Source organism: Streptomyces sp. NRRL S-350 (assembly GCF_000719705.1).
Taxonomy (GTDB): Bacteria; Actinomycetota; Actinomycetes; order Streptomycetales; family Streptomycetaceae; genus Kitasatospora.
The window spans coordinates 243,805-268,126 of sequence record NZ_JOHO01000011.1 but is presented as its reverse complement, the minus strand read 5'-3'; the positions used below and the strand labels follow the sequence as shown (position 1 = coordinate 268,126).

The following is a 24,322-nucleotide window of genomic DNA, read 5'->3' as shown; positions in this document are numbered from 1 at the left end:
GACGCCGCCGAGGTGGTGAACTACTTGGACGGCGGCGTCTCGGACGCCGACACCTTCCCGGCCCCCGTGCGGGGCCGGTCCTGGTACGAGCCGGAGTAGCCGCGCACGATGTCCTGGACGGTGCCGACGGAGACGCCGAGGTCGGCCGCGATGGCCCGGAACGTGATCTTGGCGGCGCGCTGCCTGAGGACGTACTCGCGCCGAATCCCCTTGAGGGCCTTCACTGCGCCGGGCTGGGCCTGCAAGACCTGGGTGATGGCGCGTGCCTGCGCCGCCGGGTCCTTCATCTGCTTGAGGACTTCTACGGCGGCCATGAAGCGCTGCGCCTCTTCCTCGGCGGCCCCGGCCTGGCGCACGACCTGGACCTGCGCCGGGCCGGTGTGCTGGTCGGTGCAGGCGAAGTTGTACGCCGGGTTCTCCTCCTTGATCGCGCGGCGCTCCTCCCCGTACGCGATGTCACGGCTGTCGTACCACTCGTCCGTGCGGCGCTCGACCAAGGGCCACCACGCTGTGCGCTGGTGGCCCTTGCAGCGTCCTTCGGGGTCGTACGAGGAGCCGATGTAGAGCAGCGCGCCGTCGGCGGCGTACAGCCGGTACACCGCCGCGCGCCTCGTCTCGCTACTGGGGTCCTGCCTTGTCGTGGTGCTCATCGCTGGGGGGAGCCTCCTGATCTCGCTTGAGGTCAGTCCGCTCCCCGGGGCGCAGCTTGCGCTCGCGGAAGTACTCGAGCACTGGGGGCCAGTTGAACAGGCGCAGGTTGCCCCGCTCCCAGACGGGGCCAGGGAACTCGGGGGTGGCGGCAAGCTGCCGGATGCGCGCCTCGGTCAGGCGCTTGAGACCGGCCTCCGCCAGGAGATCGGGCATCTCCGGGATGGTGCAGAGCTTCAACTGCGCCTCTTCGGCCCCGGCTTGACGCTCGTTCGGGGAGTCGGACACGGCTCCATCCTCTCAGACCTGCTTGCGCCAGCGCAAGCAGGTGGGTAGTCTCGTACTCATCAGCGGTCACCCCGGCCGACGTGGTTGCACACGGAGGCCAGGGTCGCTGAAAACGACGCTGCCCGGTGGTTGCACACCGGGCAGCGCCTAACAACCCCGCCCCGTGGTTGCACACGGGCCGGGACGTCCACCCCTGAGTCACCAGGAGCAGACGCATGAACCTTACCGATGTGATCACGCCCCCCGAAGAGGCGGCCGGTGCCGTTCTGGCGCGCGTCGCCGAGACGCTGCGCACCGCGTACCCGGGTGCCGCGCTGGGCGGCTCGGTGTACGGCCTGCTGTTCGCCGAGGCGTACAAGGCGGTCGACGCCGAGGCGGAGGCCGGGCTGCTCGCGCAGATCGCCCTCCGTCTCCTCCCGGAGATCACGGGCGGCATCACCCGCGGCGAGTACGCGCTGGTTCTCCTCAAGGCGGCCCGCGCGGCCGGCTACGAGTGGACCGAGGCGGACAACGAGCCGGTGATCCCGTCGATCCCCGGGTTCCCGCACCCGCGCAAGGAGCAGCCGGCGAAGGGCCCGGAGGACTTGGCGGAGGGCCCGCGCGGTCCGAAGGACCAGCCCGCCCCCGGTGGCTCGAAGGGCCCGCGCGCGGAGGTGGCGGCCTGATGGCGGACATCACCGAGGGCGCGGCCCGCGAGCACGAGCTCGCCCGTCAGGCGTACGGCACCCCTGAGCAGCGCGAGCAGCGGTCGGTGGACGCGCGCGATCAGCTCGCTGGCGCGCAGAGCCACGGCAACGAGGCCGCCGGATCGGTGGGTCTCTGATGCTCGACTGGCTGTTCGGCGGCAACGACGGCGAGACCGCGGCCACCGCCTACTCCGGCCGTGAGTCCGCCTCCGACCGGGCCACCCGGAAGGACCGCGAGAAGCGCCAGGCGCGGGAGACCAAGGAGAACCGGCGCCGCTCCAAGGCGGTCGGCGCGGCGGACCGCGCGGGTCGCGCGGCGCACCAGGCGGGCGAGCAGCGCCGCTTCGGCGGCCGGTAGCGCTTCCCGGCCTGCCCGCCCTGTTCACCGGCCGGGCCCACCCCCGTGGGCCCGGCCGCACCCTGTAGGACCGAGCGCGAAGGGCGCAGCAGCATGACGACCGAGACCCCGACCGAGCAGCCCCGCGTCCCTGGCGTGAAGTACCGCTTGGTGACCCGGCAGCGGATGGTCGAGACGACGATCGGCGGCGAGACCCGGCTCACCCCGCAGACCTACCAGGAGTGGGAGCCGGTACCGCCGCGCAACTTCGACGCGATCGGGCTGCGGGCGGTCGTCGGCCTCGCGGTCGGTATGACCGCCGTGTCGGTGGCCTGGTCGACGGCGAGCATCGGCGACCAGTTGTCCGGGGTGGTGACGCCTTGGATCGCCTACGGCGCGGCGGCTCTCTTCGAGCTGACGTGGATCGGTCTCCAGGTGATCGAGTGGCTGCTGCGCTACGACCCTGCGCGTGCGAAGCCGGCGATGGTCGGCGGCTTCCTCGCGCTGGCGGTCGTCGTCGCCTCGGTCATCACCCACGGCGTGGGCAAGGAGAAGGTCGCGGCCGGGGTGATCGGCGGCGGCGTCAGCATCCTCGCGAAGGGGATGTGGCTGGTGGTGATGCGGATGTTCGCGGTGCCGCTCGGTGAGGGCGCCGCTTCCTTCCTCCAGCAGAAGCGCGAGGAGCTGGCCGTCAACCGGGTCGTGCTGGGGGAGCAGCAGCGCCTCGACGGCGTCCAGGCGTACCTGGCCGCGGTCTACGGCCCGGAGGCCGCGCGGGCCATCGAGCCGCCCCGGCCCGCCCCGGCGCCGGAGCTCCCGGCTGCCGCACCGGCGGTACTCGAGGCCGCGCCGATCCCGGCGCAGCCCGAGCTCCAGCCCGTCCCGGCACCGGCCATCCCGGCACCGGCGGCGCCCGCCGCTCCGGCTCCGGTGCCCGCGCCGCCCGCCCCGCCCGTTCCGCCCGTTCCGGCCGCGCAGGTTCCGGCGCCGGTCGCTTCGGTCGCTGCCCCGGCCGCGCCCGCCGCTCCGGCGGCCCCGCCCGCCCCGGCCGCGCCCGCGCCGCAGCCGGCCCCGGCCGCACCGCCCCTCCAGGCCGTCGGCGGGACCCCGTCCGTCGCGGCTACCATCCGCGCCGCCCTCGCGGTCAACCCGGCCATCAGCGACGACGACCTGATCGCGCACGTCGCCAGCGTCCACGGCCCCAGCCGGACCTACGCCGAGACCGTGCCGCGCACCCGCCGCCGGATCGAGAACCCGACTCCGAAGAAGAGGAGCAAGACGGCATGAGCGCCACCCCGCCCAGCGACGTGAACGACCTGCTCGCCGGGATGGCCGAGGACGACGCGGCGGACGCCGCCGCGGACCTGGCCGTCGTCGAGGCTGCGGCTACGGTCGTCGAGCAGGCCGTCGGGACGGCCCGGGCCGTCCCGATCGAGGTCGATGCCCTGCTGACCAGCATGGTGGCGGCCGACGCGACGGACGCCTTCCACGACGCCGTCGGCGACGCCTTCGGCCCGATGATCGTGGTCGACCCCGAGCCCTCGGCGGCCCCGGCCATCCCGGCGCAGCCCGCCGAGTTGCCCGCGGTCCCGGCTCAGCCCGCCGAGTTGCCCGCGGTCCCGGCTCAGCCCGCCGAAGAGGAGGCCGCCGAGCCGGCCGCCGTTGAGGAGGAGCCCCCGGCGGCCCCGGCCCCGGTCATCCCGGCGCAGCCCACCGAGCCGCCCGCCGAGGTGCGCACCCAGAAGTACGACCTTCCCGAGGGGCACATCGTCGGCGGCGGCCGGTACCCGCGCCCGGGGGAGACCGTCGACCTGACCCCGCAGCCCGAGCCGGAGCCCGCCCCCGCCCCCGCCCCCGCCCCGGAGCCGGAGCCGGACGACGACGAGGAGCCCGAGGAGGAGCAGCAGGAGCCGGAGGCCGTCTTCCCCTGGTGGTCCTCCGTCAAGGTGAAGGCGTTCGCGAAGAACGCCCCCTCCGCCACCCCGGCGCCCCCGGACGGAGGCCAGGCCCCGGGCGCGCCCGTCCCGCCGAAGCCGAGCCAGCCCCCGACCGCCGGCGCCCCCGCCGCCCCGGCCGCGAAGTCCGAGTCGAAGACGGGCGGCAGCTGGAAGCCGAAGGACAAGCGCACGCGGTTCGTGCTGTTCAACGGCGCCGCCGCCGCGATCGGCTACGGCGTCGGCGGCTCCGACTACGTCTCCGGCTTCATGCCCGCCGCCGAGCACGGCATCGTCGGCACCTTCGGCCTCGCCTTCAACCTGGCCGGCTGGTACGGCGCGTGGAAGCTCCTCGGCCACCAGGCCGTGCAGCACGTCCTCCCGTACCCGTTCATCGCCCGGTTCGTCGGCACCCTCGCCGCAGGGGAGCTCGCCCGCAACCTCGCCCCGGTCGGCGTCCGCTGGGTCAACCAGTACGGCACCGAATGGGGCCTGGGCCCCAACGCCGTCTCCCTGATCCTCACCGCCGGGATCGTCAACGGCGGCCTGTACTTCCTGGTGGACCGGAGGGTCCGTCACCGCGGCGCCCTGGTCCGCTTCATCCTCCGCATCCCCCTCGCCACGGCCGCCGTCGCCACCCTCCTGTACGCCCCCGGCCCCACCCTCTGAAAGGCACCCGCACCATGAGCCAGATGATCGGCGCGATCACCTCCACCGGCTTCGCCGCCGGGTCCTCCCTCGCACTCATCGCCGGACTGCGCGGTAGCGACCGGATCAGCCTCAAGCGGGACACGGCTACCGGCCTTGGCTTCGTCACCGGGAGTCTCTGGATCGCCGCGGGGAGCATGTGGCTGGACTTCGCCAACAACGTCAACGAGATCCCCTCCTCCGTGTTCGGAGACGGCGGGGTCGGCAACGTCGGGCCCGGTGGCGTCGTCCTGTGCCTCGGGATCACCGCGCTCTGCTTCAAGTGGAAGAAGATGATCGTCCCTGCCGTCCTCGGCATCAGCATGGCCGTCTCGGCCCAAGCCGCCGGTGGCCTCGGCGGCACGGCCGTGAACGCGATCATCAAGATGTCCGGAAAGCTGGGCTGACCCATGACGAAGGGGGAGACCACCACCACCGAGGCTGCACCGGAGGACGAGCTCGACGCCCGCGCCGTCCTCCGGGCCCTCGGCCCGATCGCCGTTCTCCGCGGCTCCGTCGTCCTGGCCAAGCTGCTCCTGCTGCTCCTGATCCGCGCGCTCCGGGCCGCGGCCAACATGCAGCAGGAGGACAAGCCGGCCGAGGAGGAGGACGGGGAGGAGGGCAAGCCGAAGACGAAGGCCGCCAAGGGAAAGGGCAAGGCGAAGGCGAAGGGGAAGTCCATCGCCGACACCCTGGAGGGCCTGGGGATCGCCGCGCTGTGCGTCGCCGCCGCGGTCGGCACCGGCGGCGCGTTCGGCGGCCTCCTCTGGGCGCTCCTCACTCCCTGGCACGGCTACATCATCGGCGTGCTGATCGTCGCCTGGTACCTCGCCGCCGCCGGCGTCAGCCTGAGCCAGCCGCGCACCCGGGCTGCCGAGGAGGACGAGGAGGAGGAGGCCGAGGAGGAGGACACCGAGGAAGACGCGGAGGGCGACGAGGACGGGGAGTGGGAGTACTACGACGAGGAGGAGGCCGACGCCGAAAACGATCATGAAGCGGCGGGGGAGTGCCACTCCCCCGCGGTCCCGGCCCTCACCTTCGCGCAGGCCGAGGAGGCCCTGATGCGGCACGCCCTCTCCGAGGTCCTGGCCGCCGTCGCGGCCGGCCGGAAGGGCGTGCACCTCTCCGCCCTGGTCGAGGCCATGCCCCCAGGGTGGGACGTCTCCCTGCTGCGCATGGTCCTCGCCCGCTACCGCATCCCCGTCCAGAAGATGCAGATCCGCGGGTTCGGCAACACCTGGGGCATCCACATCGACGCCTTGAAGCGCGCCCTCAGCCGGTCCCCGGAGGAGTGTCTGGCCATGTTCGCCGACGCCCCCGGGCCGCACCTCATCGGCACCTCCTTCTGGCCCGAGCAGGTGGCCGCTCGGGCCGCCGTCCCGCCGGCCCCCGGGGCACCCGCCCAGGCCGCCCCCGGGGCACCCGCCCCGGCCGCCCCCGCAGCCCCTCCGGCCGCCCCCGTGGCCCCCGCCCCGGCCCCCGTTCCGGCCGCCCCCGTGGCCCCCGCCCCGGCCCCTGCCGCGCCCCCGGTCTCGGCCCCCGCGGCACCCCCGGCAGAGGCCCCCGTCCCGGCCCCCGCGGCACCCCTCGCAGAGGCCCCCGTCCCGGCCGCCGAGCAGCCCGCGATGGCCCGGATTCTGCACCTCGTCAAGGGCCCCTCCCCCGACCAGGTCGCGTGAGCCCGATCGGACCCGGTTGCCCCATCGACCATGGCCCCTGACCTGCGCATCTACCGTTGCCGGTTGACGGCATCAACCGCCTCCGGTTGCCCGGCGACCACCCCGGCGACCACCCCGGAAGGGGCGCTCCGGCCTCAGCTCTCGCGGCCAGAGCGCCCCTTCCCTCTTGCGCAGCGCGCTATCGTGGAGTCACACGGAGTGATCACGCCCCGGAGAAGGGGGGAGCAGCAATGCCGGCCTACCGCTGCGAGAAGTGCGGTCTCACGTCACGCGCGTTCCTGACGGCCGCCGGAGCCCGGGAGCACGGCGCCGAGCACCGGGCCCGCGCCCACGGCGGCGACTTCCCGGACGGCGAGTGCCTGGTCGCGAACGAGCCGTTCCTCCCGCAGACCTCCCAGGAGTGGAAGGCCGTCCTCGCGGTCGTCGCGCTCCTCGCCGCCTCCTGGGTCTGGCACCACGTCTTCGGCTGACCGCGGGCCGCGCCGGTCGCGACGAAGGGCCGCACCCCTAACGGTTAGGGGTACGGCCCTTCGTGCTGCCCGGGGTCAGCCGGCGAGCTTGGAGCGCAGCGTCCGCGTCTTGCGGCGGCGCCCGCCCGGGACGCCGTACTCCTTGGCGATGACGCGCACGGTCTCCTCGGTCCACGGGACGTGCTCGGCCATCTCCGAGTTGGAGATCATCGACGCCTTGAGGTCGTCGGCGACGGCCTCGCGGGCGGTCTTGCGCGCGATCTCCTCGTCCGTGACGGACTGAGCCCACGCCTTGAGCGCGGCGGCCAGCGCGGGGCTGGGCTTGTACTTCGGGCGGTCGGCGTGGCCAGGGGCGTTGCTGCGGATGAGGTCGCCGACGCCGTACTCGTTGGTGATGCCGTGGATCGTCGCGGTGGTCCACGGGACGTGCTCGGCGATCTCGGCCACGGGGATGCGGTACTCGCGGAGGTCGTCGGCGACGGCCTTGCGGGCGGCATGGCGAAGCCGCTCCTCCTCCTCGACGGAGTCGTGCCACGCCTTGAGCGCGCCGGTCAGGGCGGCGCTGGGCTCGTACGGCGGGGCGGTGGTGGCGTGATCGGTCGGCATGCCTGGAGTGTGCCACGAACCGGCTTGGGCAAACCCGCTTTGGGATGCAGGTTCGAGAGAAGTTCGGAAAATTAACTTGGGAAACCTGGGTTAGCCAAATGGATTTGAGGAAATGATGGAGGTGTACCACTCCACACCACCCCACCGAGAGGCCCCCAGTGACCGACCGCACCGACCGCGCGAGCTACGCCGAGTACCTGGCCGCGCACTCCCCGCTCGCGAAGGCCGCCCTCCTCTTCGGCGAGACCGTCGCCGAGGTCGACGCCGAGCGCGCCCTGGCCGAAGCCGAGGCCGAGATCGACGCCGCGTACGCGGACATGCCGAACACCCACTTCTTCGGCAGCAGCAAGGAGATGCGCGCCGACATCGAGCGGCGCACCGACATCAGCGACCGCGACGTCCTGGTCATCCCCAGCGAGGGCGTCATCGGCGTCCTGATCGGGAACCGGCCGGTCGCCATCACCCAGGAGCGCGGCGACCTGAACCTCCCGGCCGGCCCGATCGACGCCGAGCGATACGGCCGGAGCCTGGGCCGCGCGACCGAACTCGCCGGTCAGTACGGCTTCCCGATCGACGCCCGCCACCTGCCCGCCCCGGCCGACCCCGACGAGGGGACCACCACCCGCGGCCGATACCTGGCCATGGTCGGCTCCGAGGAGCACTGGCCGAGCTTCCACAGCCGCGACCTGGCCGTCCAGCACGCCGCCAGCTACGGCCTCACCGCCAGCGCGGTCCGCGACGTCACCGCCCAGGCCCCGGCCGCGCACCCGGCGCTGGCCCACCTGCCCGCCCTGACCGCCTCGCCGATGCCCGAACCGCACTGGACCCCGGCCGGCGGGCGGCGCGGCGAATCCGTTCTCGACGCGCTCGCCGACGCCTTCGCCAACCGGGTGGAGCCGAGCATGGCCAAGGTCGACATCCCGCTCGCCCCGAACCACTGGCAGCTCGCGTTCCAGCAGCCGCAGCCGGCCCCGGCCGCGCTCGGCACCTACCCGCGCCACGACACCCACCCCGACGTGGTCGCCGCCCGCGCCGCGCTCCTGCCCATGCCCCCCGCCCGGCTCGACGACGACTTCGACCCCGAGGATGCCGGGCCGGACGTCCATGGCTTCTTCGTCGAGCCCCGCGCCGAAGGCGAGGTCCGTGGGTTCTGGATGGAGGCCGGCCAGCTCGCCAACGTCCGGCGCGGTGCCACCGGAGGCATGCGCCTGACCGCGATGGCCGCCAAGTTCACCGCCGCGGGCTGGACCGCCCACTCGGACGGCTTCTTCGTCACCGCCCAGCGCGCCGCCGCGCCGACCGAAGGCGACCTGGTCATCGCCGAGCTCGCCAAGCTCGACCGGCGCTGCTGGCTCAACGACGAGGGCACCGGCATGACCCATCTGGTCGTCGCCCTGGACCGGCAGGTTGACGACCACGGCGACGCGCTCGGCGGCCCGCACATCCTGATCTACGCCGGCGAGCAGGCCGACCGACCCACCGCCGAGCACGACGAGCCCTGGTCCGCTCACCTCCACGGCGCCGACGGCGACTACGTCACCGAGATCGGCCCGAACTTCTCCGGCCACCTCGACGCCCGCGCCGACGCCGAGCGCATCGCCCGCGAGGTCGACGCCTGGATCCGCGCCTTCACCGGCGCCAGCACCCGCGCCTGACCGGCCCCGCCCACCGGCCGCCGGGCGCCCGCCCGGCGGCCCGCCCCATCCCACCAGGAGGAACCCCCATGTACGAGATCCGCGTCAGCCACCCCGCCCTGATCAGCCGCACCTTCACCGCGAAGGACGGCGGCGAGCTCCGCAATCTGGTCTGGGCCGTCGCCCGTGCCGCTGGCCAGCCCATCGGCGACGGCGAGGACCGCGAGATGGTCCACGAGGTCGGCGACCTCCGCTCCCGCGCCGACATCGAGGGCGTCGGTGTGCTCGACGTCCGAGGCGTCACCGTGCGGGTCATGAGCACCGCCCGCGGCGACTGGGAGGAGTGCGAGGGCCACGACGACAACCCGGACGTGGGCCTGGGCGAGACCGACTACTGCGACGGGACGTGCGTGGTCCGCCCGATCTTCGGCTGCGAGGACGAGGCCGCCCTGGCCGCCGCGCTCGCCTGACCGCGCGCCAGCCACCGGCCGCCGTGCGGCGGCCGACGGAGCCCCGTCCCCGACCCCGGGGGCGGGGCTCCGTCATGCCCGACCCGGAGAGCCTTTGCCAACTCTTTGCCAAACCAACTTGGGAAAACTGGGTTAGTCAAATCGACTTCCGGAAATGATGTGAATAGAACCACACGCCACCCCACCCCAAGAGAGCGAGGGCCCCCACATGGCCAGCACCGCGACCACCAAGGCCCCCGCCCAGCCCGAGCAGCAGCGCTGCATCAAGTGCCACCGGATCCTGCGCAACGCGAGCCCGGACGGGCTCGGCCCCAAGTGCAGGGGCCGGGTCCGCAAGGCCACCAAGGCGCCCGCGATGGCCGCCTTCAAGCCGGCCCTCGTCGAGAAGGCCGTCGAGATGTTGGAGCAGGGCGCGGTCCAGCCGCTCCGCAAGAGCGGCAAGAACGAGGTCTTCCTCGTGGTCAGCGAGGACGGCAGCCAGACCTACCGCACCGCGCGCGCCGCCTGCACCTGCAAGGCCGGGCTGCGCGGCCAGCACATGTGCAAGCACCGCATCGCGGTGATCGCCCTGACCGTGCGGGCCACCGCCGAGCAGAGCGCCCCGATCGCCCTGGGCATCGCGGCCTGACCCCCACCAACCCCCCGGCCGCCGGGCGGGGCGGGAATCCCGCCCGGCCGGCCACCCCCACCAGGACAGGAGAACGCCATGTTCGTCGAGGTCGTCACCCACGCAGGAGGCTCCACCCCCGGCATCGCCGCCGAGGCCCACGCCCTGATGCTGCTGCGGCGCGCCCGCCAGCAGGACGCCGCGATCGAGGCCACCCCGGAGGGCGGCGCCCGGATCACCTGGTCCCGCCCGGCGGGCGGCGGCGCGGTCGCGATCCGCTCGATCGAGCTCACCCCGGCCGCGACCCCCGAACCGCTGGACGCCACGGTCCTGCCCTACCTCGCGATCGTCGCCACCGGCGACGCCTGGATCGAGAGCGGCGCGAGCGGCGAGGCGATCCACACGTTCATGAACTCCATCGCGCCCGGCGCGACCGCCCGCCTGCTGGCCCGCGGCCTGGTCGCCGAGTACGGCGCGCACCGCAAGGTCCGCCTGACCCTCGCGGGCGGCCTCGGCCTGGTCGCCGCCGCCCACTACGCCGAGGCCGTCAAGACCGCCGCCCGCTGCACCTGCGGCCACGTCGACGAGCGCGGCGACCAGCAGGCCGCCCGCCTCGCCGCTCGCGCGCACGTCCGCGAGCAGGCCGCCCAGTTCGTCGACCGCCTCGCGCCCGCCTTCATCAACGCGGTCACCGTCGCCGCCCGCTGACTTGCCCTCACCCCGCAGAACGGAGACCCCCGCGATGACCCAGCTCCTCAACCTGACCGCCGCCCAGGGCACCGGCTACGGCGCCCGCACGATCCGCCTCGCGGACGGCAACAGCCTGTCCCTCGCCGCCGGTCCGCGCGCGGCCTGCGAGCCCGCCCCCGGCGAGAACGGCGTGCCCGACGACTACGCGGGCCCGTTCACCAGCCTGGAGGTCTACCTCTTCCCGGGCCTGGACGCCCCGGCCGGCGCCGACTGGCGCACGGAGGTCGACACGGCGGTGCTGGTCGCCGCGCACATCACCGCGAAGATCGACGGCCGCCTGTTCCTCACCGTCCCGGTCGACGCGGTCCGCGCCCTGATCGAGGCCCACGGCGGCGAGGACCCCGACCGCAACTGACCGCCCGGACACGGGGCGGACAGTGTCCGCCCCGCGTCCCGGACAACCCACGGACAACCCACCTGACCACCCACCCCGGTGAGGGGCCCGGCCAGGGCCCCTCAGCCGACCCCCGAAAAGAGGAAGACGCCCATGTCAGGACTGCTCGTGCTCGCCCTGATCGCCGCGGCGGTCTGGGCCTGGCACCGGTACGGCCAGAGCGGCGGGACCGGTGCCGGAGCCTCCGCCGCCGCCCGCGCCCGCGAGCTGCGGACCCTGCGCGTGCGCCTGGCCGCCGCACTCGGCATCCAGACCGACGCCGGGAAGCAGGCCGCCCGCTGGGCGGCCGGAGCCGAAGGCGAACGCCGCGTTGCCGACCGCCTCGCCCCGCTCATCCGCGATAAGTGGACGCTGCGCTTCGACCGCGCGCTGCCCACTGGCCGGGCGAACGTCGACTGCCTGGCCATCAGCCCGACCGGCCGGGTGTTCCTCCCGGACGCCAAGCGCTGGTCGAGGCACTACCCGGTGACCGTGAGCGGCGGACGCCTGTTCCACGGCGACCGCGACGTCACCGGCCGACTCGACGGCCTGCGCCACGAGGCCCGCGCGGTCGCCGGCGTCCTCGGCGTCCCGGTCACGCCGATCGCGGTGATGGACGGCGCGCCGCTCGTCGGCGCGAACGGCCAGGCCGTGCGCGAGCTCACCGTCGACGGCGTGCGCATCGTCCCCGCCGACCGGATCGCCGACGTCCTGCGGGTCTCCGGCGCCCTGCCCGGCCAGCGCACCGCCGCCCACCTCACGAAGACCGCCGACAGGGCCCTCAAGCCCTACACCAGCCGCTGAACAGGAGACCGACCACCATGCACCCCAACACGAGGTTCAAGCGGACCCACATCCTCACCCCGCGCTCGTACGCCCCGACCGGGTTCACCGGAGCGGCGTTCAAGGAGTCGCCGTTCACCGCCAGCGGCAGCTACGACTTCGGCTACCTGACCGGCCGGGAGACGGACCTGCGGGTGGACATCGCCCGCAACCGCGGCCAGCGGATCGTCCCGGACGTGACCGGTGCCCTGACGATCCACAGCGAGCGCCGCCCCGGCAGCTTCGTGCGCCTGGACGTCGTCGCGCACGCCCGGAAGCTGACCGGCCGCCAGGCCGAGGATCTGGAGATCATCGCCCGCAGCGAGCACCGCGCCCGGGTCGTCCGCGACGGGCACGGGCACCCGGTGCAGATCCTCGCCGGCCTCTGCGCGATCCCGCGCGTCCAGACGGAGATCCTGCTCCAGCGCGGCTGGCTGGCCGAGCAGCCGTACAGCGACCGGGTGTGGATCTCGACGGCCGGACGGATGGCCATGGCCCACCGGTACGCGGCGACCGAGGGCCTGAACACCCGGGTCCTCAAGGGCCTGTACCTGGACGCGGCGCTCACCGCCGCCACCCGGGCCCGGCTCGTGAACAGCCAGGAGACCGCCCGCCACGCCGAGGCCGTGCTGTCCGCCTGACCACCCCTCGCGGCGCCCGGGCAGCCGGCCCGGGCGCCCGGACCACCACCAGCAAGGAGCCACCAGCCGTGACCGTCTACCTCGCGCTCGGACCCTGCACCCCCCGCTGCATCGCCCCGCGCGGCGAGCACTTCCCCGACGAGCGCTGCACCCCGGCCGCCGACATGCGCAAGGGCGACACCGTGTCCGCCGCCGGCGCCCTGTCGATCCTGCTCGCCGACCCCACCACGGACCCGGAGCACCCGGGCTGGGTGATCCTCGCCTTCGACACCTGCGACCCGCGCTCCTACCCGGCCGGCGAGGTGTTCCAGATCCGCCGCCCCGCCCCGGTGCGCGTCGCGCCCGAGCTGCCCGAGGGCACCCGCCGGTTCCGCGTCCACCCGGTCGGCGGCCAGGCCGTCGACTGCCACCTGTGGCCCTGCGGCAAGCTCACGATGGACATGGGCGGCCAGCGCTGGCGGTCCGCCTTCTCCTTCGCCGAGATGCGCGAGATGGGCTGGAAGGACGCCCGGATCGAGTGGGACGTCGAGGGCCCCGCCCCGCAGGACCAGCCGCTCCCGCCGACCGGACCGCTCGCCCTCTTCGACGTGTCCGGACACGCGGACGCCGGACGTCCGGACAGTGTCCGCGCCTCGGGCTGACGCCTGGGCGGCCGGCGCCCGGGCGGACACCCGGGCGCCGGTTGTCCGGACAGTGTCCGGACACGCCTGACCTGCGGAAACGGGCGCAGCGCGGACAGTGTCCGCAGATGTCCGGCGGACACCGGCGGACATGTCCGGACACCGTGTCCGGGCGGCCCGCGATCCACCGCGATTCCCCGGTACCCCAGGGTGTCCCCAGCGTTGGACATAGTGCCTACCCACTAACCATGAACGGAGCCAGATGACCCCCCAGCCTCCCAAGACCCCGGCCGTGGCCCTCGCCCGCGTCCTGCGCTCCCTCGGCCTGACCCAGGGCAAGGGCGGCGACTTCCGCGTCACGGGCGAGTACCGCAACGGCGAGCGCATCGGCACCTTCGCCCTGCTCCTCACCCGCCGCGCGGACGAGGTCGCCACCGAGCACGCCGACGAGATCGAGAAGCTGGCCAACGAGGACGGCTTCTCGTTCCGCGTCTCGGTGCGCTACATCGACGGCAAGCCCCGGCCGTTCGCCACCATCGCGAACTACGGCTCCCGCATCCGAGACACCCCGCCAGCGGCCGAGGCCGAGCCGGTGACCGCTTCGACCGCCGAGGTGCCTGCCGCGGCCGAGCCGGAGGCGCAGCCGGACCCGGACGCCGGACTCACCGCGATGGCCATCGCCGAGCGCCGTCAGGCGTACGCCCTGGACTGGTCGATCGGCCAGGCCGCCCTGATGGACGCGGCCGGCTCGGTGCGGCTCCTCTACGACCGCGACGAGCAGGGCGCCCTGCGGCACTGCCCGGTGCCCGGCGAGATCGGACGGGTCGTCGAGGACGAGCGCGTCGCCCCGCTCGTGGACGCCGGGTTCCTCGCCATCACCGAGCCGTACGGCCCCGGCAGCAAGCGCATCAGCACCACCGAGGACGGACGGCACGCACTCCAGCTGTGGAGGCGCTGGCGGCCCGACCCGGCCATCAAGGAGCGGACGGAGCTCCAGCCGCTCATCGGCGGCCAGGAGGAGGACCGGCGCAAGGCCGCGGTCATCCAGGAGGCCCGGGAGCGGATGGAGCGGCGCCAGGCCGAAGCGCTCAACTGGACCAGCACGCAGGCTGACCTGATGCTCACCGCCGCAGGCGGCCAGCTCCGCATCGACCCCGGCGACGTCCTGCGCCACATGTCCGCGCCCGGCCGCCCCGGCCGCCGCCTCGACCTGCGCCGCCTCCTCCCGCTCACCCGCGCCGGATTCCTGACCACCGCCCCGGCCGACGCGGCGGGCTGCAGGCCGGTCGCCCTCACCGCCGACGGCCGCCGCGCCGTGGAGGTCTGGAAGCGCTGGGAGGCCAACAAGGAGCCCCGCCGCCCCTGGTACGAGGAGCTGATGCCGCTCGTCCCGCTCTTCGGCGGCCAGGAAGCCCTCTGCCGGGACCGCGAGCGCCGCGAGGAGGACGCCGCCCGCGACGCCACCAGCCAGGCGTTCCACGACGCCTTGGACCAGCTCCTCACCTGGGAGGAGCGGCAGGCCCGGATGCGCGCCGCCTGGGCCAAGGTCGAGGGCATCCGCAACCCGGTCGCGCCCCGCCCGGCCGGCTGGGCGCCCACTGACGACGAGGCCGCGCGGCACGGCCTCGCGCCGACCGTGGTCCGCGAGCTCCGCGAGGAAGCCGCCAACCCGGAGCCCCGCCCGGCCCTGCCAAACCCGCGCACCCCGGCCCGGCCGGAGCGCGCACCGCTCCCGGCCGTCCCCAGCGGCTCGGAGCAGCTTGGCCTGTTCGACCTGATCGCCGCCTGACCCACCGATAGCCTGATCACGCCCGACCGAAGGAGAACCCGATGGGCGCCTGCCTGGACCCCACCCCCGCGATGACCCCCTGGTGGAACATCGAGATGCGCGGCGAGTCCGCGTACCTCTACGCGACGGTCTACAACGCGGCGACCAGCCGCGAGCGCTTCGAGGAGGGCGTGGCCACCCCCGAGGAGCTGGACGCCTCCTGGGTGATCGTCGACGCCGAGAGGACGCAGGTCCCCGGCACGCCCGAGGCGTTCATCGCCATGCTGGACCAGATCCTCGGCCACCCCGGCTACCCGCGCTGGATCGCCGAGGGCGGCGAGCCGCGCACCACCGCCCGCGCCGAGGGCGTCGACGGCCGCCTCGTCATCACCGCCGAGCTGTACCGCTACGAGGAGGGCCGCGAGGACGGCCGCCTCGGCTGCGTCGAGATCGTGTACGAGGACGTCGCCGCCCTCCGGGCCGCCGTGGCCGCCCTGATCTGACCGGCCGCCGGCGACAGCGAAGCGCCCGCCACCACCCCGACCGAACCGGGGGCGGAGGCGGGCGCTTCTCCGTGCCGGGGTCAGTCCCCGGGGCGGGTGATGCGGACGTTGGAGAGCGGACCGGACTCGAGGTCGCCGCCGCTCTGCGGCGGGGCGTAGCGGCCAGGTACCGGCGGGGCCGGCCGGTCGGCCCGCGCGAGGTCCGCGCGGGCGTGGATGTTGTCGGTCTCCACCCGGGTGATGCGGACCTGGCCCCAGGTGATGATCAGTTTCCAGAGGACGCCGGACGCGCCGGCGATCCCACAGGCCAGGACGAATGCGGTCGTGTCCTTCATGGGCCCGAGCCTACGAAGCGTCCGGGCCTGGGCCGGTGCGGCGCGCAGCGGTCAGCGCTTCGGCGCCTTGGTGTGGGAGTGCCCGGAGGCGATGTCCGCGACCCGCTGCGTGGTGAGGCCGAGGTGCGTGGCGATCTCACCGTTGGAGTGGGTGGTCTTGAGCGCCTGGAAGACGTCCTGTCGCTGCTCGCGCAGCCAGCGCTGGAGCTGCGGAACGGCGTTGAGGGCTTCGCCGAGCTGGGCGGCGGTGTGCATCGTGGGGCCGCCGGCGATGAGCTCGGCGAGGGCGGCGAACGGCTCGGGCAGGGGGGTGGAGGCCATGCGGCCAGCATAGTGGGCACCCACTATGCGCAGGGGCCGACGCGGGGCGGCGCGACCGGGCGCAGCGTCGCTGACCTGCGAAAATACGTGAAACTCATTTGGTAAAACTGGTTTGGTCAAATGGGTCACCGGGGATGATGAAAGTAGAACAACAAGCCACCAAGCACCGACCAAGGAGTCAGCCGTGAACGTCACCACCGCCACCGACCGCATCGCCACCCTCGGCGCTCGCGCCTTCACCGCCGCGGCCGACGCCCGCGCCCGCCTGACCACCGCGCTGGCCGCGCCCGGCGCCTTCCTGCCCGGCCTGATGGACGAGGTGCTGGCCGCCGAGGCGAAGGCCAAGCCGTGGATCAAGCTCAGCAAGCGGGCCGAGCGCATGGGCATCCGCGAGGCCCTGGCAAAGACGCGCCAGGAGGCCACGGAGGCCGTGATCGGCTGCGGGTTCTCCTCCAGCACCAGCCTGGTGGTCACCGCGGCGTCCCTGGCCGAGCTGGAAGGGCAGCGCCGCTTCCTGGTCGCCACGGAGAACTTCGAGATCGACGCCGACTGATTCTGCGCGCCCACCGCGTAGTGGGTAGCCACGAAAGGCTCCGGCCGGGCATCATGCCCGGCCGGCCCCGTTCCAGCCGAGAGGACAGCACCATGCGCATCCCCACCCCCCGCCGCACCCGGGTCGACATCGCCACCGCCGCCGCAGTCCTCGCCGCGGCCGCCGCGCGCGGCACCTGGCGCCCGGTCGACGGCGGCCTGGAAGCCATCGTCGGCCGCGACGGCTACGGCTGGACGGTCGCCCTGGTCCCGGCGGGCACCGACCGCAAGGGCCGCGCGATCCCGGCCCAGGCCCGCATCACCCACCGGCAGGGACTCGGCGGCTGCGAGCCCGTCGACGTCCGGGCCACCGGGGAGCAGGCGGCAGCGATCGTCGCGAGCCTGGCCGCCGGCGAGCGGCCCGCCTCCGCGCGCGGCCTGCTGCCCGGCCAGCGGCGCGCCGGGCTGGTCGCCGAAAACATGGCCTGACCTGCGATTTCTTCGCGTCACCCCGGTACTCCAGGGCGGGTTCCGCGTTGAACATAGTGCCTACCCACTAAGCCCCAAGTCCGAGAGGCCAGCGCCATGACCGTCACCGCCGAGACCGCCACCGCCGTGTTCGCCGCCGCCGCGAGCTCCACCTACTGGATCCGGACGAACCTCGGGCCGCGCACCGTGGTCAGCCACGAGGGCTACGACTGGACGATCGAGCTGCCCGCCGGCGACCAGCCCGGCCGGGCCCGGATCACCTACTGCGCGGCCTGGGGCAACACCGAGTTCCTGGACGTCCCGGCCGCCTGGGGCCAGACCATCCAGATCGTCGAGGCCGCGATGGCCGCCACCCGCGTGCTCTGACCCGAGCCCGCACCCCGACCGGCCGGGCGCCCGCCCGGCCGGCCCCACCCAGAGAGGACGCGCACCATGACCGCGAGCACCATCGCCTTCCCCACCGACCCCGCCCAGCTCGGCGACGCCGTGGGCCGCATCGCCGGCTGGACCGCGAAGTGGCTGAACGAGCTGAACCCGAACCTGTCGCGGGAGATGCTGACCGAGCACTTCACCAACGACCACTCGGTGGCCGCCATCGCGGCGGTGTACACCCGCGGCCTGGCCGACGGCCTCACCCCCGGCGACGCCGCCGCCGCGGCCGGGAAGATGCTGATCGAGACCTGGACGAAGGCCGCGCTGGAGGCCCAGGACGAGGTGGTCCGCGAGAGGGCCGCCGCGCGCGAGGCGGAGATCGACCGCCTGCTCGCCGAGGACGAGGCCGAGACCGAGGCCACCGGCGGGTGCCCCGCCTGCGACACCCAGGCGATCGAGATGTGCGTCGGCTGCGGGTCCTGCCGGTGCGACCGGCACGACGACTGCGAGCGCCCCGCCGAGTAGGGCGCAGCACCGGCGGCCCGGGCGACCGGCCCGGGCCGCGATTCCCTGCGTCCAGCCACGCGGCGGACGTAGTGCCTACCCACTAAGCCCAGAGAGAGGCGCACCCCATGCGCGAGATGACCAAGGCCCCCTGCACGTTCCTCCTCGTGGTGAACGACGAGGAGCCGACCCACCCGGACTTCTGGCTCGGGCTCCGGGAGCCGGAGCGCGACGTGCTCCACGTCGAGGCCGCCCCGGCCGACCCGGCCACCCGCGCCGAGCGCAAGCAGGAACTGCTCGACCAGGCGGTGACCGAGCAGGGCAACCTCCAGGTCTTGGAGTACGCGGCCGTGAGCGCGGACGCCGCGGCCGGCCAGGCCCGCGCCGAGTTCGCGGCCGACCGGGCGATGCTGCGGACCCCGGCGGACGTGATGCGCCTGGCCCTCGCCGAGTACGGGATCACGGCCCAGCACGGCGAGGACGTCGGCAACAGCTGGCTGGAGGTCGACGGGCCGGGTGGGAGCTACGCGGTGATCTACGTGGACACCTCGGCGGCCGAGGGCTGGGACCTGCCGGACACCTGCGTGGACATGCCGCTCGCGGAGCTGGGCGGGAGCGAGTGGTTCGTCCTGGCCGTCGGCCGCGACCACGCGGAGCGCCTGGCCCTGTCCACCCCGATCGAGACCGGGGTGCCCGCCTGCGTCGAGTACATCGCAGACTGGCTGACCGCACCGGAGGAGCCCGGACAGGCGGCCTGACCTGCGAAAACTCCGGAAATCCATTTTGTAAAACTGGTTTGGCCAAATGGATTTCCGGAAATGATGAAAGTAGGACAACAAGCCACCACCCCAAGAGCCAAGGAGCCCCCATGCGCTACGCGACCGAGACCAAGAGCTACGCGATCTACCTCGGCGGCCCCGGAGCTTGGAAGGCCGCCGAGACCACCGAGAGCGGCGACCTGGCCACCGACTGGTACGAGGAGGAGGACCTGGTGGACGCCATGCAGGCTGCCCTCCGCGCCCGCCTCGCCAGCTTCACCGAGGCCATGCCCGAGGTGACGGGCGACTGGGCCGGCTACTGGGCCCGCGTGCGCGAGGCGGACGCCCGGGTCGGCGTCCAGGTCGGGTTCATGGAGATCCCGGGCCTGGGCACCGGCTACTTCCTGGTCGCCAGCCAGATCGAGATGGACGACGACGAGCCGGCCGTCGACCCCGCGTGGGACGCCCGCCTCCGGGTCGCGACCGACGCGCTCGGCCTGACCCCCACGACCAGCGCGACCTGGATCGACGCCCCGATCGAGCTCTGATCGGCCCGCCCGGCCCCCACCTCGGGGGCCGGGCCCCTGCCCACTAGCCCAGAAAGGCCCCGCCATGACCGCCACCGCCACGCCCGACCCGGCCGCGACCACCTTCTACCTGTGCGACCTGGCCCCCTACGTCGCCCGCCTCCTCGGCCCCAGCTGGACGGGCCGAGAGCTCGGACACCGCGAGGTCATCGAGGACGGCGTCCTGGAGGTCATCTTCGCGGGCATCTACGACGACGCCCTCGACGAGGACCTGATCGGGGTGACCGTCGCCAAGGGCAACCTCAGCACCAGCCGGGACATGCGCCCGGAGGAGGGCGAGGACCTGGCGGCCTTCGGCGAGCGGGTCGCCGCGGCGATCCGCGAGATGCGCGCCCAGCTCGACCGGGCCCGGCTCGACGCGGCCCCCTCCGGCCCGGCCCCGTCCGACGGGCAGGACCCGCTGTTCTGACCGGCCACCGGCCCGGCCCCAGCCCGGGGGCCGGGCCGCCCCATGCCACGAGCGAGAGGAAGACGATGGAGAGCACCGAGAAGACCCCGGCCGACAGCGCCCGGCCGAAGCCGCACATCACGATCACGCACACCCGCGAGGCGGGCACCCTGCTGGACGGCTCCAGCCCGGGCGACGGCGTCTGGGAGATCGTCCACCCGCTCGGCGTCCGCTCGTCCAGGACGGTCGGCCTGTACCTGCGGAACTCGCGCGACAAGCGGGCCAGCTGGAAGATCAACGAGATCCAGCGGGCCCTGGAGGCCGCCGGCTACCCGGTGACGGTGGAGGTCGACGAGTACGTGCGCCGGTCCTTCGCCGAGGCCGAGGACGACCGCACCGAGCGGGCCGAGGACCGCGCCGAGCGCTTCGAGGGCTACGCGGGCCGGGCCGCCGCCGAGTCCGACGCCCGCCACAAGGCGGCCGGGGACATCGTGCGCCACATCCCCTTCGGGCAGCCGATCCTCGTCGGCCACCACAGCCAGCGCCGCGCCGAGAAGGACGCCGAGCGGATCGACTCGCACATGCGGAAGTCGATCGAGGCGGCCGACCGCTTCCGGCACTGGGCGGACCGCGCGGTGTCCGCCGAGCACTACGAGCAGCACCGCAAGGACCCGGGCGTCACCCTGCGCCGGATCGCCAAGCTGGAGGCCGAGGAGCGCGGGCTGCACCGCCAGCAGAGCAAGGCAGTGAAGAGCGCCATCGCGGGGAAGATCGGGCCCGAGGTGCTGGTCGACGTCCTCGCGGCGAACGACCTGGACCTGCTGGACCTGGCCGACGAGCTCGGCTACTGGCGGCGGGTCGTCGCCGACGCCGAGGCCGCCGGCGCCAAGATCTGGCGCCCGGAGGACTTCGTGCCGGGCGACTACGTCTGCTACATCGGCACCTGGCACCAGGTGGCCCGGGTGAACGCAAAGTCGCTGTCGATCGCGTGGAACCTGCGACTGTCCGGCAACGTGCTGACCGTGGCGGACGCCACGCAGGACGGCCTGGTCGGCACGCACACGGCGGACTACACGAAGGTCAAGGGCCGGTGCCCGGAGGCGACGATGGACGCCTACATGGCGGACGGGAAGGTCCCCGGCCTCAAGACGGCCCGGGAGGCGTCGGCGGCGCACCCGGCGAGCGCCCTGCGCGAGGCCGCAGCGGCGAAGCCGAAGGCGCCGAAGAAGCGGGCCGACCCGAAGGTGCCAAAGCGGGTGAAGGTCGAGTGCCGGTGGGACGCCACGGAGGCGGCGCTGTCCTGGCTGAACGGGGTGGGCAAGCCGCACGGCGCGCACGAGCCGGTGACGATCCGGGCGGCGGAGGGACGGAAGTACACCGAGTCGGTGTGGTCGAGCGCCCTGCTGGCCCAGGTGACCGCGGTGCTGGCCGAGCACGGCTACCGGCACCGGGGAAGCTGGAAGGGCTCGCCGGGCCAGGGCATCGTGTGCGCCATCGAGCCGGTCCCGGCGGCGGCCGAGCAGCAGGCGCCGGAGCCGGTCCCGGCCGGGCAGCCGGCTGCGCCCGACGTCCCGCCGGTCGAGCCGGAGCCCGTCACGGAGGAGCCCGCCGCGAAGGCCGAGCCGGAGCCGGAGATGGCCTCTGACCTGCGGATTTGCGGTAACTTCTTTACTCAAATTGGTTTGGACAAGTCGACTTCCGGAAAGGATGGAGGTGTAACCAATCACCACTCCACCCGGAAGGCCAGCGCCATGCCCAACGCCACCACCCCCTACGCGGATTGGTTCCAGGCCCTGCTCGGCGAGAACAAGCCGCTGGCCATGGGCGCCGAGGAGTTCGAGCGCGCCGCGTACAGCGGCCACGTCTCCTACGAGCTCGGCGGCACCGACGGCCACTACGCGCCCGAGCCGCTGGAAGTCTGGGTGAAGGGCTTCCGGCAGGACCCGATCCGCTCCCTCTATCGGGGCAACGACTCCCGCAACAAGCTGGCCCCCTACGCGAACGCCTACGCGGTCGCGGTGGGCGCCGCCCAGCCGGCCCCGGCCGCACGACCCGGCGAGGACCGCGACGACCTGGTCCCGATGGTCTGTGCGCACTGCGACGAGAGCGCCCCGGTGCGCGCCCGCGAGCGCGGCGACTTCGGCTGCGACGCCTGCGGGAAGCCGGTGAACATGGCGCAGCTCGGCCTCGCGGACGGCGAGGACTGGGCGGTCCGGCCGAACGGCCAGCTCTTCCGCGTGCCCGCCGGTGAACCGACCCTGGTCGAGCCGATCGAGGAGCCCGCCGACGAGGTCGAGCAGGGGGCTGGCGCGGCCTCTGACCTGCGGATTTGCGGCAACTACTTTGCTCAAATTGGTTTGGACAAGTCGACTTCCGGAAATGATGATGGTGTAGCCACCCACCACCCCACCCAGAAGGCCAGCGCCATGACCGCCACCCCTGCCACCAAGGCCGCCAAGCCCCGCGCCGCGAAGAAGGCCGCCGCGCCCGCCAAGCCGGCGGCCGCGAAGAAGGCGGCCCCCGCCAAGCCGCGCGCCGCGAAGAAGGCCGCCGAGCCGATCGAGCCCACCCGGGTCCAGAAGCGCCGCGAGGTGGCCGCCGAGAAGGTCGAAGCGGCCGCCAGTGAGGTGCGCGAGACGCACAAGCTGATCCCGATCGAGCAGATCGAGCCCGACCCGGACCAGCCCCGCGAGGAGTTCGACCCGGTCAAGATCCAGGAGCTCGCCGAGTCGATGAAGGAGCTCGGCCAGCTCCAGGCGATCACCGTCCGCAAGATCGGCGTCAAGCGCTACGTGATCGTGGTGGGCGAGCGACGGTGGCACTCCGCGCAGCTCGCCGGCCTCACCCACATGAAGACCGTCGTCCGAAGCGGCGGGGAGGCCGAGGCGGGCAAGACCTTGGCCGAGCAGGTCGCCGAGAACGCGGCCCGCGCGGACATGACCCCGATGGAGGAGGCGAAGTCCTTCAAGCGCCTCGTGGACGAGCACGGCTACGAGCCCGCCCAGGTCGCGAAGATGGTCGGCAAGTCCGTCCAGTACGTGGGCTGGCGGATCGACCTCCTCAAGCTCAGCGACGCCGCGCAGGACGCCCTCGCCAAGGGCCACCTGCCGGTCGGCCTCTCCTGGTACGTCGCGCAGCTCAGCCCCGACAACCAGCAGCGGTTCCTCGGGAAGTGGGCGCGCGGCGAGTTCAAGACCGTCCGCGACGCCGAGGCGTTCGCCCAGGCCGCCCACTCCGAGGAGAAGCGGCAGGCCGACCAGGGCAGCTTCTTCGTCCTCGCCGACGAGGCCCCGCGGCAGACGAAGGACCAGCAGGGCGAGCTGCTGCCCGGAGGTGCGGCGCACCTCCCCGAGTCCGAGCGCGAGCGCATCCAGGGCGAGCGCAAGAAGCTCGTCGGCCGGGTCGACAGCATGAGCGGCGCGGGCCAGGTGCTCGCCGACCTGGCCGCGGCCGACCCGGAGGAGCTGGCCCTGCTGCTCGCCGGCACCCCCGGCGGAGTCGGCGGCTACTCGCTGCGCCTCAAGCACCTGGCCGACGTCATCTCCAAGGCGCAGGCCAACATGCGGAAGGCCGAGGCCATCGCCTCGGTGCGCGAGGGCTCCATCATCCGGATCAACCCGGAGCTGGCCGCCGCCTGACCTGTTGATAGTGGGTAGCCACTATGAGTGGCCCCACGGGGTGCGTCCCGACCGAACCGGGGCGCGCCCCACCACCCGCCCTCCCCTGCGAATTCACCGCGATCCACCCGGCACCACAAGCCCCCTCAAGCGTTAGTCATATTGGCTACCCACTAAGCCATCCCGCCTCACCAAGGAGCCCCAATGCGCACCACCACTCCCGCCGCGGCCGCCATCATCCGCCACACCATCCCCCGCTCGGCCGTCGGCCGCCCCGGCATCCGCGAGATGGTCGAAGCCGTCCTGGAGAGCTACGCGATCGACACCGCCGCGGTCTACCTCTCCCAGGGCGAGGTGTGGTTCGACGGCAAGAGCGACTCCAGCGGAGAGCAGTACGTGTCCGGCGCCGACCTCCGCGCCGAGCTCTACGCCTGCCTCGTGGCCCCCTACAACGTGATCGAGCAGGAGGAGGGCTCCTCCACCATCACCGTGCGCTGGACGCTGCCCAGCAAGAAGAACGGCCAGATGACCCGCCGGCGCATCTACACCAAGGTCAGCACCCCGATTCTGGACGTCGACACGGACGCCACCTACAAGATCGAGACCGTGGCGTTCCGCAAGGAGCGCCACGTCGAGCCCGAGCAGGTCGGCACCATCGCCGGCGCCGATCTCGCCGAACTGGTCGACGCCCAGTTCCCGGCCGACTTCCAGCAGCTCAAGGTCGCCCCCGGCACCATCACCCTCGGGTACGCCCGGGCCGCCCAGTACGGCATTCCGGTCGACAAGTTCTGGCAGCTCGTCTACACCCGGATTTCCGCTTGACCCTCACATAGTGGGTAGCCACTAAGGCCACCCAGGGGCGCACCCCGACCGAACCGCGGTGCGCCCCACCCCACC

The 24,322-nt window shown here is 73.5% G+C and carries 32 protein-coding genes; 27 read left to right on the top strand and 5 right to left on the bottom strand.

Annotated elements, in window-relative coordinates; all coding sequences use genetic code 11:
* Positions 1 to 20 precede the first annotated feature (20 nt).
* Complete coding sequence (locus IF30_RS45160) at positions 21 to 650, bottom strand: hypothetical protein (RefSeq protein ID WP_158834975.1); 630 nt, start codon at positions 648 to 650, stop codon at positions 21 to 23.
* A complete protein-coding gene (locus tag IF30_RS0113770; RefSeq protein WP_030236913.1) occupies positions 619 to 936 on the bottom strand; it encodes a hypothetical protein in 318 nt (105 codons plus the stop codon). The genes IF30_RS45160 and IF30_RS0113770 overlap by 32 nt, the downstream gene beginning before the upstream one ends.
* A 215-nt stretch (positions 937 to 1,151) precedes the next feature.
* Between IF30_RS0113770 and IF30_RS0113765 the strand changes: the two genes are divergently transcribed.
* The 8 genes from IF30_RS0113765 (at position 1,152) to IF30_RS0113725 (ending at position 6,729) form a co-directional block, all read left to right on the top strand.
* Entirely contained in the window at positions 1,152 to 1,601 is a 450-nt protein-coding gene (locus IF30_RS0113765; RefSeq protein ID WP_030236910.1) for a hypothetical protein, read from the top strand.
* Complete coding sequence (locus tag IF30_RS47710; RefSeq protein ID WP_158834972.1) at positions 1,601 to 1,759, top strand: hypothetical protein; 159 nt, start codon at positions 1,601 to 1,603, stop codon at positions 1,757 to 1,759. The genes IF30_RS0113765 and IF30_RS47710 overlap by 1 nt, the downstream gene beginning before the upstream one ends.
* Positions 1,759 to 1,980, top strand: a complete 222-nt coding sequence (locus IF30_RS41410; RefSeq protein WP_037899886.1) for a hypothetical protein — start codon at positions 1,759 to 1,761, stop codon at positions 1,978 to 1,980. The genes IF30_RS47710 and IF30_RS41410 overlap by 1 nt, the downstream gene beginning before the upstream one ends.
* A 93-nt stretch (positions 1,981 to 2,073) precedes the next feature.
* On the top strand, positions 2,074 to 3,246 hold the full coding sequence (locus IF30_RS48620; RefSeq protein ID WP_051710164.1) for a hypothetical protein: 1,173 nt from the start codon (positions 2,074 to 2,076) through the stop codon (positions 3,244 to 3,246).
* On the top strand, positions 3,243 to 4,562 hold the full coding sequence (locus IF30_RS43495; RefSeq protein WP_051710162.1) for a hypothetical protein: 1,320 nt from the start codon (positions 3,243 to 3,245) through the stop codon (positions 4,560 to 4,562). Before IF30_RS48620 ends, IF30_RS43495 begins: the two co-directional genes overlap by 4 nt.
* Positions 4,563 to 4,576: 14 nt before the next feature.
* Complete coding sequence (locus tag IF30_RS0113735; RefSeq protein ID WP_063752618.1) at positions 4,577 to 4,987, top strand: hypothetical protein; 411 nt, start codon at positions 4,577 to 4,579, stop codon at positions 4,985 to 4,987.
* Between the two features lie 3 nt (positions 4,988 to 4,990).
* Complete coding sequence (locus IF30_RS48615) at positions 4,991 to 6,259, top strand: hypothetical protein (protein ID WP_030236904.1); 1,269 nt, start codon at positions 4,991 to 4,993, stop codon at positions 6,257 to 6,259.
* A 230-nt stretch (positions 6,260 to 6,489) separates the two neighbouring features.
* Positions 6,490 to 6,729 carry a hypothetical protein gene (locus IF30_RS0113725; protein ID WP_030236902.1) on the top strand — a complete coding sequence of 80 codons (240 nt, stop codon included), beginning with the start codon at positions 6,490 to 6,492 and terminating at the stop codon, positions 6,727 to 6,729.
* Between the two features lie 75 nt (positions 6,730 to 6,804).
* Here the strand turns inward: IF30_RS0113725 and IF30_RS0113720 are convergent, their stop codons facing one another.
* Complete coding sequence (locus IF30_RS0113720; protein WP_030236899.1) at positions 6,805 to 7,335, bottom strand: hypothetical protein; 531 nt, start codon at positions 7,333 to 7,335, stop codon at positions 6,805 to 6,807.
* A gap of 158 nt (positions 7,336 to 7,493) precedes the next feature.
* On the opposite strand from IF30_RS0113720, the gene IF30_RS0113715 reads away from it, so the two are divergent.
* The 10 genes from IF30_RS0113715 to IF30_RS0113670 all read left to right on the top strand — a co-directional run bounded on the left by IF30_RS0113715 (position 7,494) and on the right by IF30_RS0113670 (position 15,523).
* Entirely contained in the window at positions 7,494 to 8,990 is a 1,497-nt protein-coding gene (locus IF30_RS0113715; RefSeq protein ID WP_030236897.1) for a hypothetical protein, read from the top strand.
* A 68-nt stretch (positions 8,991 to 9,058) separates the two neighbouring features.
* Positions 9,059 to 9,439, top strand: a complete 381-nt coding sequence (locus tag IF30_RS0113710) for a hypothetical protein (protein WP_030236894.1) — start codon at positions 9,059 to 9,061, stop codon at positions 9,437 to 9,439.
* Positions 9,440 to 9,647: 208 nt separating this feature from the next.
* Positions 9,648 to 10,067 (top strand): SWIM zinc finger family protein, encoded by a 420-nt coding sequence (locus IF30_RS0113705; protein ID WP_063752616.1) that lies wholly within the window; start codon positions 9,648 to 9,650, stop codon positions 10,065 to 10,067.
* Positions 10,068 to 10,145: 78 nt separating this feature from the next.
* Complete coding sequence (locus IF30_RS0113700) at positions 10,146 to 10,754, top strand: hypothetical protein (RefSeq protein WP_030236889.1); 609 nt, start codon at positions 10,146 to 10,148, stop codon at positions 10,752 to 10,754.
* Between the two features lie 34 nt (positions 10,755 to 10,788).
* Positions 10,789 to 11,151 carry a hypothetical protein gene (locus tag IF30_RS41405; protein WP_037899883.1) on the top strand — a complete coding sequence of 121 codons (363 nt, stop codon included), beginning with the start codon at positions 10,789 to 10,791 and terminating at the stop codon, positions 11,149 to 11,151.
* Between the two features lie 132 nt (positions 11,152 to 11,283).
* On the top strand, positions 11,284 to 11,973 hold the full coding sequence (locus tag IF30_RS0113690) for a nuclease-related domain-containing protein (protein WP_030236886.1): 690 nt from the start codon (positions 11,284 to 11,286) through the stop codon (positions 11,971 to 11,973).
* A 17-nt stretch (positions 11,974 to 11,990) separates the two neighbouring features.
* Positions 11,991 to 12,632: a hypothetical protein gene (locus IF30_RS0113685; RefSeq protein ID WP_030236884.1), complete on the top strand. Its 642-nt coding sequence runs from the start codon at positions 11,991 to 11,993 to the stop codon at positions 12,630 to 12,632.
* Positions 12,633 to 12,700: 68 nt separating this feature from the next.
* Complete coding sequence (locus IF30_RS0113680; RefSeq protein WP_030236881.1) at positions 12,701 to 13,273, top strand: hypothetical protein; 573 nt, start codon at positions 12,701 to 12,703, stop codon at positions 13,271 to 13,273.
* A 241-nt stretch (positions 13,274 to 13,514) separates the two neighbouring features.
* Complete coding sequence (locus IF30_RS0113675; protein ID WP_030236877.1) at positions 13,515 to 15,041, top strand: hypothetical protein; 1,527 nt, start codon at positions 13,515 to 13,517, stop codon at positions 15,039 to 15,041.
* A 41-nt stretch (positions 15,042 to 15,082) separates the two neighbouring features.
* Entirely contained in the window at positions 15,083 to 15,523 is a 441-nt protein-coding gene (locus IF30_RS0113670) for a hypothetical protein (RefSeq protein ID WP_030236874.1), read from the top strand.
* An 80-nt stretch (positions 15,524 to 15,603) separates the two neighbouring features.
* Here the strand turns inward: IF30_RS0113670 and IF30_RS0113665 are convergent, their stop codons facing one another.
* Positions 15,604 to 15,858 (bottom strand): hypothetical protein, encoded by a 255-nt coding sequence (locus tag IF30_RS0113665; RefSeq protein ID WP_030236872.1) that lies wholly within the window; start codon positions 15,856 to 15,858, stop codon positions 15,604 to 15,606.
* A gap of 51 nt (positions 15,859 to 15,909) precedes the next feature.
* Complete coding sequence (locus tag IF30_RS0113660) at positions 15,910 to 16,179, bottom strand: hypothetical protein (RefSeq protein ID WP_037899880.1); 270 nt, start codon at positions 16,177 to 16,179, stop codon at positions 15,910 to 15,912.
* Between the two features lie 184 nt (positions 16,180 to 16,363).
* On the opposite strand from IF30_RS0113660, the gene IF30_RS0113655 reads away from it, so the two are divergent.
* The 9 genes from IF30_RS0113655 to IF30_RS0113610 all read left to right on the top strand — a co-directional run bounded on the left by IF30_RS0113655 (position 16,364) and on the right by IF30_RS0113610 (position 24,247).
* The gene (locus IF30_RS0113655) at positions 16,364 to 16,732 is read left to right on the top strand and encodes a hypothetical protein (protein WP_030236864.1); all 369 of its coding nucleotides are present in this window, start codon (positions 16,364 to 16,366) and stop codon (positions 16,730 to 16,732) included.
* Between the two features lie 92 nt (positions 16,733 to 16,824).
* Positions 16,825 to 17,199, top strand: a complete 375-nt coding sequence (locus tag IF30_RS0113650) for a hypothetical protein (protein WP_051710158.1) — start codon at positions 16,825 to 16,827, stop codon at positions 17,197 to 17,199.
* A 96-nt stretch (positions 17,200 to 17,295) separates the two neighbouring features.
* The gene (locus tag IF30_RS0113645) at positions 17,296 to 17,565 is read left to right on the top strand and encodes a hypothetical protein (protein WP_030236859.1); all 270 of its coding nucleotides are present in this window, start codon (positions 17,296 to 17,298) and stop codon (positions 17,563 to 17,565) included.
* Between the two features lie 66 nt (positions 17,566 to 17,631).
* The gene (locus IF30_RS0113640) at positions 17,632 to 18,096 is read left to right on the top strand and encodes a hypothetical protein (protein ID WP_030236858.1); all 465 of its coding nucleotides are present in this window, start codon (positions 17,632 to 17,634) and stop codon (positions 18,094 to 18,096) included.
* 107 nt (positions 18,097 to 18,203) lie between these two features.
* Positions 18,204 to 18,833, top strand: a complete 630-nt coding sequence (locus IF30_RS46625; RefSeq protein WP_030236856.1) for a hypothetical protein — start codon at positions 18,204 to 18,206, stop codon at positions 18,831 to 18,833.
* Between the two features lie 110 nt (positions 18,834 to 18,943).
* A complete protein-coding gene (locus IF30_RS0113630; protein WP_030236854.1) occupies positions 18,944 to 19,381 on the top strand; it encodes a hypothetical protein in 438 nt (145 codons plus the stop codon).
* 64 nt (positions 19,382 to 19,445) lie between these two features.
* Positions 19,446 to 19,829 (top strand): hypothetical protein, encoded by a 384-nt coding sequence (locus tag IF30_RS46620; RefSeq protein WP_030236852.1) that lies wholly within the window; start codon positions 19,446 to 19,448, stop codon positions 19,827 to 19,829.
* 65 nt (positions 19,830 to 19,894) lie between these two features.
* Complete coding sequence (locus IF30_RS47700) at positions 19,895 to 23,446, top strand: ParB/RepB/Spo0J family partition protein (RefSeq protein ID WP_078891367.1); 3,552 nt, start codon at positions 19,895 to 19,897, stop codon at positions 23,444 to 23,446.
* 183 nt (positions 23,447 to 23,629) lie between these two features.
* Positions 23,630 to 24,247 carry a hypothetical protein gene (locus tag IF30_RS0113610; protein ID WP_030236849.1) on the top strand — a complete coding sequence of 206 codons (618 nt, stop codon included), beginning with the start codon at positions 23,630 to 23,632 and terminating at the stop codon, positions 24,245 to 24,247.
* Positions 24,248 to 24,322 lie beyond the last annotated feature (75 nt).

Bases quoted from the DNA above. Each gene is read 5' to 3' on its own strand.
- IF30_RS45160 (WP_158834975.1), bottom strand. From the start codon at position 650: ATGAGCACCACGACAAGGCAGGACCCCAGTAGCGAGACGAGGCGCGCG.
- IF30_RS0113765 (WP_030236910.1), top strand. From the start codon at position 1,152: ATGAACCTTACCGATGTGATCACGCCCCCCGAAGAGGCGGCCGGTGCC.
- IF30_RS47710 (WP_158834972.1), top strand. From the start codon at position 1,601: ATGGCGGACATCACCGAGGGCGCGGCCCGCGAGCACGAGCTCGCCCGT.
- IF30_RS41410 (WP_037899886.1), top strand. From the start codon at position 1,759: ATGCTCGACTGGCTGTTCGGCGGCAACGACGGCGAGACCGCGGCCACC.
- IF30_RS48620 (WP_051710164.1), top strand. From the start codon at position 2,074: ATGACGACCGAGACCCCGACCGAGCAGCCCCGCGTCCCTGGCGTGAAG.
- IF30_RS43495 (WP_051710162.1), top strand. From the start codon at position 3,243: ATGAGCGCCACCCCGCCCAGCGACGTGAACGACCTGCTCGCCGGGATG.
- IF30_RS0113735 (WP_063752618.1), top strand. From the start codon at position 4,577: ATGAGCCAGATGATCGGCGCGATCACCTCCACCGGCTTCGCCGCCGGG.
- IF30_RS48615 (WP_030236904.1), top strand. From the start codon at position 4,991: ATGACGAAGGGGGAGACCACCACCACCGAGGCTGCACCGGAGGACGAG.
- IF30_RS0113725 (WP_030236902.1), top strand. From the start codon at position 6,490: ATGCCGGCCTACCGCTGCGAGAAGTGCGGTCTCACGTCACGCGCGTTC.
- IF30_RS0113720 (WP_030236899.1), bottom strand. From the start codon at position 7,335: ATGCCGACCGATCACGCCACCACCGCCCCGCCGTACGAGCCCAGCGCC.
- IF30_RS0113710 (WP_030236894.1), top strand. From the start codon at position 9,059: ATGTACGAGATCCGCGTCAGCCACCCCGCCCTGATCAGCCGCACCTTC.
- IF30_RS0113705 (WP_063752616.1), top strand. From the start codon at position 9,648: ATGGCCAGCACCGCGACCACCAAGGCCCCCGCCCAGCCCGAGCAGCAG.
- IF30_RS0113700 (WP_030236889.1), top strand. From the start codon at position 10,146: ATGTTCGTCGAGGTCGTCACCCACGCAGGAGGCTCCACCCCCGGCATC.
- IF30_RS41405 (WP_037899883.1), top strand. From the start codon at position 10,789: ATGACCCAGCTCCTCAACCTGACCGCCGCCCAGGGCACCGGCTACGGC.
- IF30_RS0113690 (WP_030236886.1), top strand. From the start codon at position 11,284: ATGTCAGGACTGCTCGTGCTCGCCCTGATCGCCGCGGCGGTCTGGGCC.
- IF30_RS0113685 (WP_030236884.1), top strand. From the start codon at position 11,991: ATGCACCCCAACACGAGGTTCAAGCGGACCCACATCCTCACCCCGCGC.
- IF30_RS0113675 (WP_030236877.1), top strand. From the start codon at position 13,515: ATGACCCCCCAGCCTCCCAAGACCCCGGCCGTGGCCCTCGCCCGCGTC.
- IF30_RS0113670 (WP_030236874.1), top strand. From the start codon at position 15,083: ATGGGCGCCTGCCTGGACCCCACCCCCGCGATGACCCCCTGGTGGAAC.
- IF30_RS0113665 (WP_030236872.1), bottom strand. From the start codon at position 15,858: ATGAAGGACACGACCGCATTCGTCCTGGCCTGTGGGATCGCCGGCGCG.
- IF30_RS0113660 (WP_037899880.1), bottom strand. From the start codon at position 16,179: ATGGCCTCCACCCCCCTGCCCGAGCCGTTCGCCGCCCTCGCCGAGCTC.
- IF30_RS0113650 (WP_051710158.1), top strand. From the start codon at position 16,825: ATGCGCATCCCCACCCCCCGCCGCACCCGGGTCGACATCGCCACCGCC.
- IF30_RS0113645 (WP_030236859.1), top strand. From the start codon at position 17,296: ATGACCGTCACCGCCGAGACCGCCACCGCCGTGTTCGCCGCCGCCGCG.
- IF30_RS0113640 (WP_030236858.1), top strand. From the start codon at position 17,632: ATGACCGCGAGCACCATCGCCTTCCCCACCGACCCCGCCCAGCTCGGC.
- IF30_RS46625 (WP_030236856.1), top strand. From the start codon at position 18,204: ATGCGCGAGATGACCAAGGCCCCCTGCACGTTCCTCCTCGTGGTGAAC.
- IF30_RS0113630 (WP_030236854.1), top strand. From the start codon at position 18,944: ATGCGCTACGCGACCGAGACCAAGAGCTACGCGATCTACCTCGGCGGC.
- IF30_RS46620 (WP_030236852.1), top strand. From the start codon at position 19,446: ATGACCGCCACCGCCACGCCCGACCCGGCCGCGACCACCTTCTACCTG.
- IF30_RS47700 (WP_078891367.1), top strand. From the start codon at position 19,895: ATGGAGAGCACCGAGAAGACCCCGGCCGACAGCGCCCGGCCGAAGCCG.
- IF30_RS0113610 (WP_030236849.1), top strand. From the start codon at position 23,630: ATGCGCACCACCACTCCCGCCGCGGCCGCCATCATCCGCCACACCATC.